The sequence below is a fragment of the Trichormus sp. NMC-1 genome, from assembly GCF_001858025.1.
Taxonomy (GTDB): Bacteria; Cyanobacteriota; Cyanobacteriia; order Cyanobacteriales; family Nostocaceae; genus Anabaena.
Window position 1 is genome coordinate 175,533 of sequence record NZ_LZQD01000003.1, and the last position, 15,494, is coordinate 191,026.

The 15,494-nt window shown below is 36.5% G+C and carries 14 protein-coding genes; 6 read left to right on the forward strand and 8 right to left on the reverse strand.

What is annotated here, in order from left to right:
• Positions 1-18: 18 nt before the first annotated feature.
• The 3 genes from cas7d to cas3 form a co-directional block, all read right to left on the reverse strand.
• Positions 19-1,044, reverse strand: coding sequence for a type I-D CRISPR-associated protein Cas7/Csc2 (cas7d, locus tag A9Y75_RS12135; protein WP_071189820.1), 1,026 nt, complete (start codon positions 1,042-1,044; stop codon positions 19-21).
• Positions 1,045-1,138: 94 nt separating this feature from the next.
• Entirely contained in the window at positions 1,139-4,612 is a 3,474-nt protein-coding gene (gene cas10d, locus A9Y75_RS12140; RefSeq protein WP_071189821.1) for a type I-D CRISPR-associated protein Cas10d/Csc3, read from the reverse strand.
• A gap of 680 nt (positions 4,613-5,292) precedes the next feature.
• The gene (gene cas3, locus A9Y75_RS12150; protein WP_071189823.1) at positions 5,293-7,491 is read right to left on the reverse strand and encodes a type I-D CRISPR-associated helicase Cas3'; all 2,199 of its coding nucleotides are present in this window, start codon (positions 7,489-7,491) and stop codon (positions 5,293-5,295) included.
• A 154-nt stretch (positions 7,492-7,645) separates the two neighbouring features.
• On the opposite strand from cas3, the gene A9Y75_RS12155 reads away from it, so the two are divergent.
• Together A9Y75_RS12155 and A9Y75_RS12160 are read left to right on the forward strand one after the other, a co-directional pair.
• The gene (locus tag A9Y75_RS12155) at positions 7,646-8,512 is read left to right on the forward strand and encodes a WYL domain-containing protein (RefSeq protein WP_071189824.1); all 867 of its coding nucleotides are present in this window, start codon (positions 7,646-7,648) and stop codon (positions 8,510-8,512) included.
• Between the two features lie 231 nt (positions 8,513-8,743).
• Complete coding sequence (locus tag A9Y75_RS12160; RefSeq protein WP_071189825.1) at positions 8,744-9,112, forward strand: cyclic nucleotide-binding domain-containing protein; 369 nt, start codon at positions 8,744-8,746, stop codon at positions 9,110-9,112.
• 39 nt (positions 9,113-9,151) lie between these two features.
• Here A9Y75_RS12160 and A9Y75_RS12165 read toward each other — a convergent pair whose 3' ends face one another.
• The 5 genes from A9Y75_RS12165 to trxA form a co-directional block, all read right to left on the reverse strand.
• A complete protein-coding gene (locus A9Y75_RS12165) occupies positions 9,152-9,610 on the reverse strand; it encodes a PPC domain-containing protein (protein ID WP_071189826.1) in 459 nt (152 codons plus the stop codon).
• A gap of 72 nt (positions 9,611-9,682) precedes the next feature.
• The gene (locus A9Y75_RS12170; protein ID WP_071189827.1) at positions 9,683-10,360 is read right to left on the reverse strand and encodes a ComF family protein; all 678 of its coding nucleotides are present in this window, start codon (positions 10,358-10,360) and stop codon (positions 9,683-9,685) included.
• 55 nt (positions 10,361-10,415) lie between these two features.
• The gene (locus tag A9Y75_RS12175) at positions 10,416-10,916 is read right to left on the reverse strand and encodes a GNAT family N-acetyltransferase (RefSeq protein ID WP_071189828.1); all 501 of its coding nucleotides are present in this window, start codon (positions 10,914-10,916) and stop codon (positions 10,416-10,418) included.
• A 315-nt stretch (positions 10,917-11,231) separates the two neighbouring features.
• Positions 11,232-11,831 carry a tRNA isopentenyl-2-thiomethyl-A-37 hydroxylase MiaE gene (miaE, locus tag A9Y75_RS12180; RefSeq protein ID WP_071189829.1) on the reverse strand — a complete coding sequence of 200 codons (600 nt, stop codon included), beginning with the start codon at positions 11,829-11,831 and terminating at the stop codon, positions 11,232-11,234.
• Between the two features lie 441 nt (positions 11,832-12,272).
• A complete protein-coding gene (trxA, locus tag A9Y75_RS12185; protein WP_016952059.1) occupies positions 12,273-12,596 on the reverse strand; it encodes a thioredoxin in 324 nt (107 codons plus the stop codon).
• 318 nt (positions 12,597-12,914) lie between these two features.
• Here trxA and A9Y75_RS12190 point away from each other — a divergent pair, with 318 nt between their 5' ends.
• From A9Y75_RS12190 to A9Y75_RS12205, 4 genes are all read left to right on the forward strand, one after another.
• Positions 12,915-13,520, forward strand: a complete 606-nt coding sequence (locus tag A9Y75_RS12190) for a VWA domain-containing protein (RefSeq protein ID WP_071189830.1) — start codon at positions 12,915-12,917, stop codon at positions 13,518-13,520.
• Between the two features lie 195 nt (positions 13,521-13,715).
• On the forward strand, positions 13,716-14,321 hold the full coding sequence (locus A9Y75_RS12195; protein ID WP_071189831.1) for a VWA domain-containing protein: 606 nt from the start codon (positions 13,716-13,718) through the stop codon (positions 14,319-14,321).
• Between the two features lie 42 nt (positions 14,322-14,363).
• Positions 14,364-14,969, forward strand: coding sequence for a VWA domain-containing protein (locus tag A9Y75_RS12200; RefSeq protein ID WP_071189832.1), 606 nt, complete (start codon positions 14,364-14,366; stop codon positions 14,967-14,969).
• 26 nt (positions 14,970-14,995) lie between these two features.
• Positions 14,996-15,370: a hypothetical protein gene (locus A9Y75_RS12205; RefSeq protein WP_071189833.1), complete on the forward strand. Its 375-nt coding sequence runs from the start codon at positions 14,996-14,998 to the stop codon at positions 15,368-15,370.
• The last annotated feature ends 124 nt before the right edge of the window (positions 15,371-15,494 follow it).

Genomic DNA, 15,494 nt, shown 5'->3' on the forward strand with positions numbered 1-15,494 from the left:
GGGGATCTGAATATTCAACTACTTAGTTTTAGCTGCTGTTTTCTTTTTGATATGCTTACTGGCATATTCTTTAGCTTCAGTGTCAGCTTTTTGCAAGATAGATTTAATTCCCACTTCATTATTTGTGAGGTTTTTAACTTCGTTAATCAAGGGTAAAAAAGCCTCATCAATAAAGTCTGTATGCACGATAAATTCATCATTCATTAAATTCTCAATTGCAGTTTTTGCAGCAGCAATTACATCATCTTCATCGAGAGGATCAGGTGATTTGAGAGTATCATTAGCCTTCATTTGATCATATATTGCTTGAGTCCAACGCAGGTTACTGGTAATTTCTCCATCAGCAAAAACAACACCGATTAACTCATTTCTAACGCGACCTGTGCGGGTTGTTTGTGCGCCATAGTGACGAGTTCTGAGGATGTTATTAAAAACGTAAAGGAAATTAGCTTCTGTGGGATCTTTGAGTGTGACAATGCTAGGAAAAAATACTTGTGGTCTAATATGGTCTTGCTGGTTAATTCTGGCTGTAACTGTACCTATTTCACCGTCTAATTTACCATCTGATTTCTTTTCTCCTTTTGCTGCCATTGTCCCATTCTCATAAGGTGCATTGAGAGTAAATGTTTCATGAGATTCATCAAAAGCTGTAATTGAAAATGCAGTATCTACAACCACTTTTGATTTTTCAGAACCAGAATCACCAATAGCGAACCCGTAAATAATACAATCAGGATTATCCATTGCAAAAGATACGTTATATTCACATTCTTCTGCTGTCATGAATTCGTATTTGCGTAATAATTCTCTACCAACTAATCTTTCCGGGGTGGACTGTTTACGCTTGAACATGGAAAGACGGCTAATGGTGTTTTTATCTTTAACTCCTGCTCTAACTCTTGCTTTGTTTAGTTCGCTATCTGTTTGGAATAGAGGGTAAGATTCGGTAACGCGAATGGTGAGAAAGTGGGCATATTTTCCCATTGGTTTGTAAGGAATTGCATTATGAAATAATTTTGAGTCAGTTGTTTTTAGAAATGGCATAATTTTTGTCTCCAAATTTTAGGTAAATCCAAGAATTTTTCAGATTATGATGATCAAGTCATATTTTTCCTAATTTAAAACTAGGAAGAAACTGTTAATCATCATCATCAGACATATCATCATTAGGTTTTTTAGCTTTATCACGGCATTCTTTATCATTTTCTAGACGATATAGAAATTCACAAGTATCTTTTATGAGGTTGAGTTGACGGCCAGCTAAACGTGCGCGATCACTAGCAAATGACTTTTCAAATACTTCTTGAACAAAGTATCTTGCAAACTCTAAAATTGCCTCTCTTTCCTGATCACGGTGAGCAATAACCCAACGTCCCTCTGCTGTTGAATTGTGTACTCTCTCCATCAATTTGAAAATTTTGGCTGCAACCGCATCAACTAACACTTCACCGTGAAAAAATTCTTTGTCAGCTTTGATAATAGTATCGGCTGCTTCATCAATTGGTTTCAAAATAGCATTTGATTTCATCGGTTTTCCTTTACTAGATTTTGCTCGATAGAATTGACGGTAAAGTTCAGTTAACTTTTTAGGATGATGCAATTTTGATTCTTCTAACACAATTAATTCCTCCTTAATAGAATCAAATTTTGTATAAGGGTCAAAACAAGGGTAAAATTGGTAAGCATAAAGCTTGATTTTATTAATGCTTGGAGCATCAATTTTTTGTTTACGCACCCACTCATTCAGATACGCAAAAATATAGAGTGGACTTGTTTCAAAGTCTTTTGCAAGTTGAGTAAACTTACCCCAGTTGGGGTCAAATCCAGTTTTACCTTGTTTAGTATGAACATCTAAATGAATAGAGTAAGCGGCTGTTAAGACATTTAATGGTGCTGGATATTTTTGCTTGCTTTCTTTGTCTTTCCAACCTTCTAAGATGTAGTCAAGACGAAAACGCTCCTCTTTTAGTAAAACCCTAAATGCTTGGGGTGCGCTGTCGAGAAATACGCTTTGTTCAAACTCTGCACCATCTGTAAATGGTGGAATTGGAGATTCTGAAACTACTGTTTTTACATCTAGAATCATCGGAAATGCTAAAGATAACCAAGCTGGCATTATCCAAGACTCTGTATCTGTTGGTTTCTTATCTTTGCCTCTAACTTCTGGAGGTAAAGCCATAAAGTAAAAAGTTAGAGGCTGTTTTTTGGGATAAGAAATTTTGAAAGTGCGATCATTTCTTTTTTCTGTCTTTTCATCAAGATAGAATATATCAACATTCTGATAGCGTTCAAGTTCAAAGTTAGCGGTCAAATCTTTATTAATAAAATGATTGCGAACTCCAGTGTCAAAGCGAGTTTGTTTAATATTGTCATAAGCTTTATGCAAAAATGCGTTAGTTTCAGGGGTGCAGTAATAGGTTGGATAAAAATATAGATATCTATATTTAGCATCCTCAAATCTGCCACCATTTGCTTGGGTTTGACTCATTAAAATTTGTCGCAGCATAATTTCAATACCAGCGATACTGGAAATATTACGTTTGGAGTTAGAACCTCCTAACATTTGCTTATTTGTATAAACTTGAGGAGCAAATAAAACGGCTGATTCCATTTGTTCTGTTACCGTATATGCAGAGTGAGATATGGAACAGATTAATTGCCTTCCTCTGCCATTTTTCTTTGCTGCTTTATAAGATTCAAATTCATCTAAAAATTTGTAAGGTAGTAAGCAATTTTCCGATATTTCTGGTAACATAACCACTTTTGTCACCCAAACTCGTAAATCATCCCAACCATCAGGTAATTTATACTGAGTAGAAATAGGTTCAATAAGGTGAGAAATATGGGTAATAATTTCCTCACACATTGGACGAACATCCTCAATTCCTGGGTATTGTTCTAGATATTTAGCTGCTAAAAAATACCATTCGTAGGGAACACCCCCTGTGTTACCTTTTAGTTTATGTTCCTTCAAACTTTCATTAATTCGTTGAATTTCTCTAATTGCAGGTAGATATTCAGATAAATTCCAGAGTTCAGCAACTTTACAAATTAAATCTTCCGCGACTAAATCTATTGCTGGTATTTCTGGTAAAGCTTTATTTTTTTTACGTTCATTTTGACGTTGTTTACGTATATTCTCAATCTTTTTAACTTTTTCTCCCCAAATCTTTCGACTGACTAAATCACCAAATTCAGCAATTTGATCTATCCGAATATCATCATTAAATTTAAAATCATAAGTAGATGATAAAATATTTTGTTTCTGAAATTCAAATAAATTATCACTACGATCTTTAGAAACGGGTTTTTTACCGTCTTTTAATATTCGTTTTGTTGCTTTTAAGGCAACTTGCATTAATTCTGGAGTATCGAAAAATAAGCTGTAATAATCGGCATATTTCATGCCTTTACCATCACGACTAAATCCTGTTTGTCTGGCTTTAAGTTCACCTGCACAAAGTGATTTTATATTCTCAACAACTCGTTCTGGTATACTTTCAACTTTTACAGGTGGAGCATTACGATCTGTTAAGTAAATTACACCTGTCGGTAAATAAAGCAATGGTTCATAATATCTGTCTTCCCCTATATTAAAATCTGTATGTGCATCAATTAGTGCGTTGTTTACAACATTAGTTAAAACACCACGATTTTCTGCAATACTGTGATAGCTGAGTTTTAATTGTCTATTACTAAGTTGACCAACGATATTATTAATACCTGATTTTAAAGCATCTTGTGGATGTTTAATAATAGATGCTAACCTATCAGCAAGACAAGCCAAGGCTGCAAGACATACTAACTTATCACCTTTTAATTTGGGTTTTAATTCGCTGTGTACTGAAAAGTTCCAGTTTGTATCCCATCTAGTTTGCGTATTATAAGCTGTGCAAAGTATATCATCAAGATACTCATGATATGCCTGGTTAGATTGAGGATTAATTAGATAGTCCAGTTTCAGTTCACGAATAATAACATCAATAATTTCTCGATGCTCTAATATGGATAAATCACGAATTTTCCGATTTTTATCTTTCTGAACATCTTTATACTTTTGTGGCATTTCTGGAAATCTATTATAATCAAATTTTTCAAAATCATGTAAAATAAAAGATGCAATTAACAAGCGTCTTTCTGCTTCACGAATTACTCGTTTAACTGTAGTATTTAATTTTTCTAGACGTTGTTCAATGAAATTGGCAGGGAATAAACCATTGAGTAAGTGAGTATTGAGAGATTGATCTCCTGCATTACGTCTGTCTAGAGTTTCTCCTTGTGCTGCTAGTTCTTGTTCTTTTTCCTCTATCCATTTACCACCTTTAGCTGTTACTCCTATGGCTACTCGCAACAAATGTGGTAGGACATAGTTAGCAAAATCTGCCATAATTTCGTCATCGGAATTTTGAGTTAATATAGCCTCTCTTAAGAGCTTGAGTGTGAGTAATTCACGTTCTATATAAATATCACGGCTAGAAGTGCCAAAGCTAAAACCTAAATCTTCATTTTCGTCTTCTACATAATCTTCATCTAATTCATCTTGTAAATCTGCTTCTTCATTACTGAATAATTCCAGTTGTTCCGTTTTTGGATTTTCACGTTTTTTAGCCATTTTCAAATTCCAATTAAATTAATTTAAATTGCTTGAATTGAGGAAGAAAAGGGAAGCTTTGACAGAATTTAACGCTTCTATAAATAGTGGTGAGTTTGACAAGTGACTTAACCAGCCATTTCCGGGGGTTGAGACTACCTATGTCTGTACTTAACGCCGCAAGCTACTGATAAGCTTCCCTATCAAAGTGACTTGAAAAATTAGGCTCTCCTTGCCATTATCAACATCTGGTATATACAGACGTTGTGTGCAACCGGGATAGTTTTAATATCGTATCCATCTTCACGTAGTGAGTGAATAACTGCGCTAAATCTGTGTGTTATCCGTATCAGTTCTTCCACAGTGTGAGGCTGTCCATCTGCTAAAAGTTGGCGTATGTGTTCTTTTTTACTCATTTGCTCCTCCTAATAGAGTGTTTCTCAAACGCTAACATCTGTCTCAGTACCTAGTCAAGGGGTCGCTTCTCAATATATAGTTTAGACATATTTGACAGTTAAATAAATCAAAACTTAGTGGCTGGGTGTTATGATGTGGTACTTTTATATGTGGACGGAGTAAGACTTGCAAAATTTGCGAGTTTCTACAACCCCTATTAGGGATTGAAATAAATACGTCTGAACTTACTGGCGTAAGCTTCTCCTCCGTCCCATCAGTCACAATCCCTATCAGGGATGACACTTTCAACAAATCCATGCTTCACCCCCTGAACTCTTGAGCCAGTAAGCAAGGGTATCTAAAAGTAAAGCTGACTGACCAAAAGCTACGGAGTAAGCTGCTGCATCATCTCTACCAGTTTCATCAATGGGATAAATTTGAAAGTGCATTGGTAACTGTAGCCGTTTTTTTGCCTCGTCCACTTGCATCCGAATGACGTAGCTAACTAAACCTCTTTGCTTTAAACGCTTGTTGATTGCATAAATCCAGCGAGTAGGAGGTTCTTGCATAACTTGAACCCCCAATAAAACTTGTACTTTTGCAGAATCTGCGATCACTCCCAAGTCTCCTGAATACGTAAACCGCCAATTTAATCTTTCTTCCCTGTAATCTTTTAACTCCATAAACGCCAAACAGTATTCAAATCTTCCTTTAGGAATTACTTGATTTGTACGTTCTTTTGTTTCCCACAACCGTCGCATAAATTCTGCTTCTGTCATCGGCTCAATTTCTAAATTACTCAAAATTCCAGGTAATTCATAAGTCTTAAACCTGTCTGCAATATTTTTTTCAGTCAAGTCATATAAACCGCACTGCAAGCCACTAGAACCTCGGAAACTGGAAGCATCTTCAGCAATGGGATTTCCTGTTTTATTACCGGAAAGCTCTTGCCATTCTTCCTTCCATCGTCTGATACAACCTCTTACTTTACCTAAGTTAGTTCCAAATACCTGTTGACAATCTTTTATAAATGCTTCCCGACTACCTGCATATTCTGACCTAATTGTTTTATGATTTAATCCTTGACTACTACTGAGCAAAACTGATTGCACACCTGCCCATCTTCGATAATATGCTCGAAAATTATTAATCTGGCGATATTTTTCTCGGATTTGGTTATGGAAGTAAGGACGATTATATATGCTATTTACTTCTAATGCTGGAGTATCACCCATAAATAGCTTTTCTACTAAAAATTTAGGTGTTAGAGCATAAGCAATAAATATATCAAATCTAATTTTATTTCCATCTTCTTTTTCAAAACCGTCATGCCTTCCTAGCCTACCTAATCTTTGAATAAAACTCCCTGCATCTGCTGATTCAAATATGAGAAAGTTAATTTTAAAATCAACGCCTACATCAATTGTGCTAGTTCCTAAAACTAAATCAGCACTTAAAGATTTTTCTTTATCTGTCTTACCTGTTAAACTTGTATTTTCTTCAACTTTTTTGAACGGATACAAAAATTCTCTAAATAATGGAGTGAGACGCTTCACTGCTGCAATAGAGTTTAGAATAATTGCTCCTTTACTGTTCGGATATTGTTGAAAATGCTCCAAAATTATATTGCGGTTATCCCAAAGCCAAGTTTCAGAAGCTTTGTAAGTAGGTTCTAAGTCAATAAAAGTCAAATCAATTTGTCTTGATACTTGCCGCCATCCATCTTTCTCTAATTGTTGACTTTGCTCTAAAGTATCTGGAAACTGATATTTATTTTTTGAGCAAGGGTCAATAACTGTAGGTTTAAATCCGGCTTTTTGCAAAAGTTCAATTAGTTGATCATCCGGTGTAGCTGAAAGAAACAGGAACTTTTTGCGCCGATTGGTATGGCGCATCAATAGCATTGTATTAATTACACTAGCAATTTGTGGAGCAGCAAAAACATGAAACTCATCGAAGATAAATAAATCAAATTTGGTATCAAGAGGACTCCATAACTTGTTAGGACTATCTTTAGGAGTTAGGTAGGCGTGCTGATGAAGATAGTGAAAAATGTCAGGATTAGTTTGAATAATTTCCGATTCTTGAATGCGAGTTGCGATTGCTTCCCATTTTTTAATTCCCTCACTTTCAGCATAAATTTCTAATTCTGCTCCACTTAGCCTTGAGATACGTGGTTCATTATTTGGCTTGAATTGCTCGATATATTTATTAACTTGTGTTTCTTGATCACGCGCCAGTTCATTAGTTGGGTAAAGCGCAATTGCATAACAAAATCCTTCGGGTGTGTCTCCTTGCAGTGATTGTAAGTAAGCAACTAGAGTTTTACCATCACCCGTCATTGCAACATCAATAACGACATCAATATCTGGATTTTGCAAAGCTTTTAATGTTTCGACTTGATGCCAAACAAGAGCAAATCCATCTGGTAATTTAACACCATCAGGTGTAGGAACAGTTTGAGAATAAACTGGTTTGAGATGAATACTGTAATTTTCTGACATACCCTTAATAACTCTTTTCAATTTCTGCAACCATTAGTTGCAGTTTTTCATTGTTACCTTAAAAAATGTCCGTAACTCGTTGCTAAAATCTATAATGGCACTGAAAATAAAAGTTGACAAGAGAAAACAAGTATAAAGTGTACGGACATTTTTAATGAGTCGCAAAGGTCAGTCTATAACCCTGTCGGTATCAGAAAGAGACAAAACCGAACTAGAAGCGATCGCACTCGAATTCGGTATGATGTGGGGAGAAGATCCCAATATCTCCAAACTCATCAAAGCGATCGCACAACGTGAATTAATAGTTGGTAAAAATCATGACTGGCAGGATTCACGTATCCGGGCTTTACATCGTTGTATAGCTGCATTACAGGACATCGGACAAATTGAACAAGCGGAAATAATCGCCAATTTATTACTCGAACGCAGTGAATTATCCGTACCCATGCGGAAGGAAATTGAAGCTTTCCTGATTAATTCCCTTCCATCATGGCGTTTACAAATCGACCACTATATCTTGCGTCAACAACCCTTTCAACTTGCTTATCAAGATGCAGCAGAACGAGTATTTAATTTTACCGTCCGGTATGCTAAAATTACTCCTCACGAAAAGCGTCAATATCTTGATTGTTGGTGCGAAGAAACAGAAGGAAATTTTGACATACCAGAATTAAAACATAACTGGTGTTTCCGTTTAGACAGAATTAACGAAGCGGCAGTTACGGAAATTACTGGAAAATGGCTTAATAACTTAGATGAAATAGATGTAGAAATGCACCTATTAAACAACTTAGCATTTGCCTATCAAACCAAACCAGAGGATAACAGAGTGGAATGGATACCAGACAAACCAAAAGTGAAGCGCGTTATTAGGAGAGTATCAAATACATTCTGGTTTATCCGAGAAATCATGCAATATTCCTCTGATTGTATTGTAGTCTCACCGGAGAATGTGCGATCGCAAATCAAACAAAAACTTATCACCCTTTGTCAACATTATGATTTGACTTTTGATTGCTGAAATTTACATTAAGGGAATAGAGTTTTCAATGCCTTTCTCCTACAAGGAGAGAGGTTTTTTGGTAAAGTTTATGATTTTGCAAACCTCATCTCAGGTATCGCTGTATTGGAATTGTACTTATGCCTGAATGAATAATACTGTGTGATTATTAAATGCATCCGAATTTATGCTGTAAAAAATAGTATACTTTCTTCAGTTCTTGTATGACTCATCCCAATTGGAAACACTTTTATGCTAAATCCTGTAGCAACAATCACCATCTTTCAAAAACAACCCAACCCTAAAGAGTTTTCATCGGGTGAAGCCATCTTTGAAGAAGGACAGGCTGGTGGTTATATGTATGGCATTCTCCACGGTGACGTTGAGATATTAGTTAACGGCAAAGCAGTAGAAACAATTTCAGCAGGTGAAGTTTTTGGTACTGGTGTACTAGTAGGGATAAAACATAGAACCTATACAGCAAAAGCAAAAACCGACTGCAAACTTGCTTTTCTGAATGAACAGGGATTTCTCTTCGCTGTTCAGGAAACACCCATGTTTGCCATACAGGTGATGAAAAGTTACTCAGAGCGTCTTAGCCGCTTGCAACATATTCTCTAAATTTTCACATATAACGGTCAATTGAAAACTCAAAGTAGTTTATTTTACTGGTTGCAGTTTTGTCACCTTGAGTTTAAATTGCCCTACCCCAGTTTCCCCAAAAGACCGGACACGAATGATGTAATTTCCAGTTTCAGTAATACGGGTAAACAACAGAGAATTGCTAGTACCATCAGGTCCATCATCATTTTCTGCAACTGTTGAGCCATCAGGTGCTAATAGTGTAATCATACCGTCAAAGTTCTCCGATGACAGATCAATTGCTAGATTATCACCTTTATTTAACTTCACCGTGTAATCACGGGCAAATCCTCCTTGACCTGTAGGAATATCTTTATCTGATAAAGTATCAGAAAGTTCCGTACTACTAGGTAAAGGAATTGGGCTGTATAAATTACTTTTTTGTGCAAAAACTGTATTTATACTTAAAGTAAACGTTAGTAAAGTAACAGGAAAGATAATGATTTTTCTTAAAGCCGCAGTCAAAGCTTTATTCATAAATTGAAATAGTATTGCTAAAAACACAGTGTAATCTTGTTAATTATAGATTTTTCAGCCATAACTTGACCATCAATCTGCTATTGATCTATCTTTGGCAGTAGTAGCAACTGCGGCTAAACCCAGAACAGAAATGTTACTTTGATTAAGTGTGTACACAGCAGATTTAGCAGTAGCACCTGTTGTATAAATATCATCCACTAATAGCACTGGTGCTTGAGGTTGACGACGGCGAAAATCTGTCCCTAAAGAAAAAGCTGCTGCTAAATTTTTTTCTCGCTCAGAAGCGGATACGCCAAACTGTGCTTTAGTATCTTTTATTCTTTCTAGACCATTTAATTGTAACTTAAAACCAGTTATTTGACAGAAACCTTGAGCTATGAGTGCAGCTTGGTTATAACCTCTTTCTTGGAGTTTTTTAGCGTGGAGTGGTATGGGTACAATTACTGGCTGTGGATTGACTTCGAGAGAATTTAATAACCATGCTTCTCCTAGATACCGTCCTAGAATAGAACCCATTTCTGGATGATTTTCATATTTCATCACTGCGATCGCTCTTTTGAGAGAACCACCATAAATCCCCCACGCAAATACTGGTAATGGTTGTTGCCATAAATAGCTAGATTTTTTGAGATTACAGCTTTGTATTTGTTTGTTGCAATATTGACATAATTCATCTGGTGTGCTGCGTTGACACAAAGGGCAATTAGATTGCAGAAACAGGTTGAGTAAGCTTTTGAAAATTGTCATTATTCAACCCCTTTAGGGAATTAAAAATTAAGAATTAAAAATTAAAAATCAAAAATCAAAATTTCAGATCATTGGTAAAAAGATATTTAACGTAAATGCTATCGCACCTTTGTGTTTCTACACCTGTGGTGGGGATGTAACCATGACTTTCATATAGTTTGACTGCGGCTTTTAAAACAGTAGCGGTTTCAATCCAAATTTGCTCAAATCCACGGAAAGCGATCACAGTTTCTAGTTGTTGTAACAAATGCGTTCCCAATCCTAAACCCCGCACAGTTGGTAAAAGATACATTTTGCGGATTTCTACAGCTTTTTCTCCCCGCTCTATAGGATAATATGCACCCGTACCTACTATCTTATTTTGGTGTTCAATTACCCAAAACTCGCCCCCAGCAGCCAAGTAACATTCCTCAACTTGCAACACATCTCTATCAGCACCATCTGGTTCCCAATCTAAACCATATTCTGATAATACAGAACGAATCACCTCTGCTGCTTGAGTCCGTTCTTTCTCTTCCCAGTCACGAATTAAAAAATCTTGGTAATAATATTGCATCAATAAAAATCCCTAAGTAGGTGGGCGTTAAAAATTGTCGTTGGGGCAAGGGAACTCTTAACAGGAAGAGAGCTTTGGGCGATTTTACTTTTCTTCACATACCTTTAAATTTTTCTGTTAACCTGACTTGAAAATAAGACCCCACCCCTAACCCCTCCCCGCAAGCGATGAGGGGAATAAGAGGTTTTTCATGTGTCCTGGTGTACGCAGTTCATGATGGCTACTTATATCAATAGTGAAAACCAAGATCCCCAACTTCTCTAAACAATTGAGTATCTGGGTTTTTCCATATTCACAACTCAAATAAATGGTAAATTAACTATGAATTCTTGGTTCTGGGTGTAAAGTTGCTAACAATTCACTTTCAACAATTGCTAATTCATCAAGACGTTGCATAACTATTTCCCGCTCAAAATAAGTATCAGCTAATACCCAATATGTGCCGAAATGTCGCGCTTCAGATGCCATCAAAGCCCGATAAAATTTAGCTAATTCTGGTTCTGGACAGTTTGCAGCCAAAAGTCCCAAGCGTTCATGACTCCGCGCTTCAATCAAACCAGTAACTAGTAAATTGTCTAAAAATCGTGCTGGTTCCTGCGATCGCACTTGCGTTTTTAACCCTGCACCGTAGGGAGGTGCTGACAGAGGTGCAAGGCGAATATTCCGGCGTTCTAGCCATTGATTGACTAGTTCAAAATGTTCTAGTTCTTCACGAGCGATCGCAGTTAACTCCCGTACCATTTTACTATTGGACGGGTAACGAAACATAAAATTTATTGCTACCCCAGCCGCTTTCCGCTCACAGTGGGAATGATCGAGTAAGATAATATCCAAATTAGCGATCGCTTGCTCTATCCAAGCATCACTAGTAGGTTGTTTCAGAGCATTAATAGTTGGTAAAGGAGAACTCAGCACAGGACAAAAAACTCCCAATTTGACAATTTTAATAAATTTTAACTAATTCCGGGGGTTTAAGTCCCCCGCTTCTATTAGAGCAACACCTGTGAGCAGAGAAGAAGCGAGTTTCATTTGTTTTTCCTGATGTTTAAGTTTTTTGACTAAACACGTAAATAATCCGGGAGCATATTCTCAGAAATAGAAATCACAAAGACAATATATGTAATTAATTTTTTACGATTACTTATTCATAAAATTCGGTTTGTGACCTCATAAAAAGCGGAAGAGCAGAAGAAAAACCCTTACCTCCAGGTAGTTGGTTTTTTCCTCTGTTCCTCCATTCCCATGTTTTTTTTGGTCACAAGTGAGGGATTTACTATAATTTCAAATCTATAATTTGCTCTGACAGAGATTCCAGTATGTTAAGTTAAAGCCGAGCAATATTCACCCTTATGATTATCAAGGAATATACTGAGCTAGAGTTTTAGCTAAACTAGTTTTTGGTACAGCGCCCACAACAGTATCAACTTGCCGACCTCCTTTAAATACCATCAACGTGGGAATGCTACGAATACCGTAATGGCTGGCAACGGTGGGATTCTGATCTGTATTCAGTTTTACCACTTTCACCTGTCCTTCATATTCAGCAGCAACTTCATCCACAACTGGAGACAGCATTCGACAAGGGCCACACCAAGGGGCCCAAAAATCCACTAAAACGGGAGTCTCACTTTCCAAAACTTCTTGCTTAAATGTGGCTTCTGTGACATTGGTGACAGACATATTTGTCCTCGTGATTTAATTCACTAATTCGATATTATCGAATAAACCTGAAAGCGGGACATTTTCCCATGATCAAGGCAGGTAATCTCGATCCACTCATCTGAATTTGCGCTCAGATTCATGCCTGTGGGGTAAGTTGGTAAGACTCCACAGCCTAAATATTCGGTTGTTTAACTGAGTTGTTTAGAGATTTTACCCCAGAAACTGGTTTTTTTGGGAATTGAGTTACTTAAATCATTATTACAATCCATCTGGATCTAGAGGAGGTGTTATTACCTAAGAGTTAAAATAGAGGCAGAAAAATCATGAAAGGAATTTATGATGAGCGATCGCGACTATACATTAATCCTTGATAAAAGTGGTAGTATGTCCACCCCTGACCAAGCAGGTGGTAGAAGTAGATGGGATATAGCCCAAGAGTCTACCCTGGCCTTGGCTCGCAAGTGTGAACAGTTTGACCCAGATGGACTCACAGTTTACGTCTTTTCTGGCAGATTTAAACGTTATGAAAATGTTACATCATCTAAAGTCGCACAAATATTTCAGGAAAATGACCCTGCTGGCACAACCAACTTAGCAAGTGTACTTCAAGATGCTCTGAATAATTATTTTCAACGCAAAGCTTCTGGTCAAACAAAACCCAATGGAGAAACAATTTTAGTTATTACTGATGGTGAACCAGATGACCGCAAAGCAGTATTTGAAGTCATCATTCAGGCAACTCGGCAAATGGAGCGAGATGAAGAATTAGGAATTTCTATTATTCAAGTAGGTACAGATCCTCAAGCCACAAAGTTTCTTAAAGCTTTAGATGATCAGCTACAAGGTGTTGGCGCTAAATTTGATATTTGCGACACCATAACTTTAGATGATCTAGAAGACATGAGCCTTGCGGATGTATTAATGAATGCAATCACTGACTAATTAACTTTAATTAGTTAATAGACATCTTGCAAAAATACATTTTATTTGCCACTATCTGCGGTTAGTTATCCCTTTCTTGTATTTTACAAGATGTCTAATGTTGATGTTTTCTGACCATACTTACCTAAGATTTATTTGGGAGAATATGAAAACCCCAAAACGGCAATTAAATAAATCATTCCTGGAGAATTATTAATGCTTGAAAATCGGGATTACACACTCATTATTGACCATAGTGCTAGTATGGCACAACTATCTGAAACAGGTGATAAAAGCAAATGGTTAGCATTACAAGAATCTACCTTTGCTTTGGCTCGTAAGTGTGAAGAGTTTGACCCTGATGGTATCACTGTTTATCTTTTTTCTCGGAAATTTGAACGTTTTGATCATGTAACCTCAGCTAAAGTAACACAGATTTTTGAAGAAAATATTCCTGACGATACGACAAATTTAGTAGGTGTTCTTCAAGATGCCATTAATAATTATTTTACCCGCAAAGCCGCTGGGCAAAGCAAGCCCAATGGGGAAATAATTTTAGTGATCACTGATGGTAGACAATATGATAAGCAAGCAGTGTGTGAAGTCATCATCAATGCTACTCACAAAATGGAACATGAGAAAGAATTGGGAATTTCCATTATTCAAGTAGGTAATGATCCTCAAGCCACAAAATTTCTTAAAGCTTTAGATGATCAATTGCAAACTGTTGGAGCTAAATTTGATATTTGTGATACTTTAGCTTTCGATGATTTAGAAAATATGAATCTTGTCGATGTTTTGTTTAATGCCATAAATGATTGATTTTAGTTTATAAGAGTTGAGTCAAAAATGGAGAATTCATCAATGCTAGAAAATCGTGATTATACTTTAATTATTGACAAAAGCGGCAGCATGGCTACCCCAGATCAAAAGGGTGGCAGAAGTCGATGGGTAGTAGCACAAGAATCTACTTTTGCTTTAGCTAGTAAATGTGATCAATTTGATCCAGATGGTATAACTGTTTATTTATTTTCTGGTAGATTCAAACGTTATGAAAATGTCACAGCTAGTAAAGTTGTGCAGATTTTCCAAGAAAACGACCCTTCAGGAACTACTGATTTAGCAGGCGTTTTAAAACACGCTACAGATGATTATTTTCAACGTAAATCAGCTAATCAAACAAAAGCTAACGGGGAAATAATTTTAGTTGTTACTGATGGTGAACCAGATGATCGTAAAGCAGTCATGAAGGTGATTATAGAAGCTTCTCGCAAGATGGATAGAGATGAAGAGTTAGCTATTTCTTTCATTCAAGTGGGTACAGATGCAAATGCTACACGTTTTCTAAAAATATTGGATGATGACCTTCAAAGTGCTGGTGCAAAATTTGATATTTGTGACACAGTGACAATGGAAGATATGGAAGATATGAGTTTATCAGAAGTGCTACTAAATGCGATTAATGATTAACTTTACACATAATAGGATTTGCAAAAATGGATTCTATTGATAAGCTACTGGCTGAAATTCAGGCTGAATATGCAGAAATAAAAACCCAACTGCAACAGCCTCAATTACCTACAGCTAAACCATTTATTGCTTCTTCTCATAAGTCAAATTCTTTAATGGATAACTTATTAGCAGAAGTCAAAGCCGATTTACTAGAACGTGATGCTGCTGAAGAGTTGAGAAAACAGCAAGAGTTAGAACAACTCAAAGCTAAACAATTAGAAACTTTGCAAAAACAAGCCCAGGAATGGTTATCTAAATTAGATCCTTTCTCACCTGAAGGACTTTGGTTTGAACACTTTGCTGAAGCATATTCTTCAAAATTAGAAGCAGCAATTGAGTATTTACAAACCAACTCTTGAAGAAGAGACGCACAGAGTCTTTCAAATTAAGAAAGGGATTGAACCGTGAATAACAAAATACCCTAATTCTCTAAGGGAACACCAAAAAATAAATTACCCAAAAATCGTAGGGTGGGTATGGCTA

Excerpts from the sequence above, each read along its gene's own strand:
- cas7d (WP_071189820.1), bottom strand. The coding sequence starts at position 1,044 with ATGCCATTTCTAAAAACAACTGACTCAAAATTATTTCATAATGCAATT.
- cas10d (WP_071189821.1), bottom strand. The coding sequence starts at position 4,612 with ATGGCTAAAAAACGTGAAAATCCAAAAACGGAACAACTGGAATTATTC.
- cas3 (WP_071189823.1), bottom strand. The coding sequence starts at position 7,491 with ATGTCAGAAAATTACAGTATTCATCTCAAACCAGTTTATTCTCAAACT.
- A9Y75_RS12155 (WP_071189824.1), top strand. The coding sequence starts at position 7,646 with ATGAGTCGCAAAGGTCAGTCTATAACCCTGTCGGTATCAGAAAGAGAC.
- A9Y75_RS12160 (WP_071189825.1), top strand. The coding sequence starts at position 8,744 with ATGCTAAATCCTGTAGCAACAATCACCATCTTTCAAAAACAACCCAAC.
- A9Y75_RS12165 (WP_071189826.1), bottom strand. The coding sequence starts at position 9,610 with ATGAATAAAGCTTTGACTGCGGCTTTAAGAAAAATCATTATCTTTCCT.
- A9Y75_RS12170 (WP_071189827.1), bottom strand. The coding sequence starts at position 10,360 with ATGACAATTTTCAAAAGCTTACTCAACCTGTTTCTGCAATCTAATTGC.
- A9Y75_RS12175 (WP_071189828.1), bottom strand. The coding sequence starts at position 10,916 with ATGCAATATTATTACCAAGATTTTTTAATTCGTGACTGGGAAGAGAAA.
- trxA (WP_016952059.1), bottom strand. The coding sequence starts at position 12,596 with ATGTCTGTCACCAATGTCACAGAAGCCACATTTAAGCAAGAAGTTTTG.
- A9Y75_RS12190 (WP_071189830.1), top strand. The coding sequence starts at position 12,915 with ATGATGAGCGATCGCGACTATACATTAATCCTTGATAAAAGTGGTAGT.
- A9Y75_RS12195 (WP_071189831.1), top strand. The coding sequence starts at position 13,716 with ATGCTTGAAAATCGGGATTACACACTCATTATTGACCATAGTGCTAGT.
- A9Y75_RS12200 (WP_071189832.1), top strand. The coding sequence starts at position 14,364 with ATGCTAGAAAATCGTGATTATACTTTAATTATTGACAAAAGCGGCAGC.
- A9Y75_RS12205 (WP_071189833.1), top strand. The coding sequence starts at position 14,996 with ATGGATTCTATTGATAAGCTACTGGCTGAAATTCAGGCTGAATATGCA.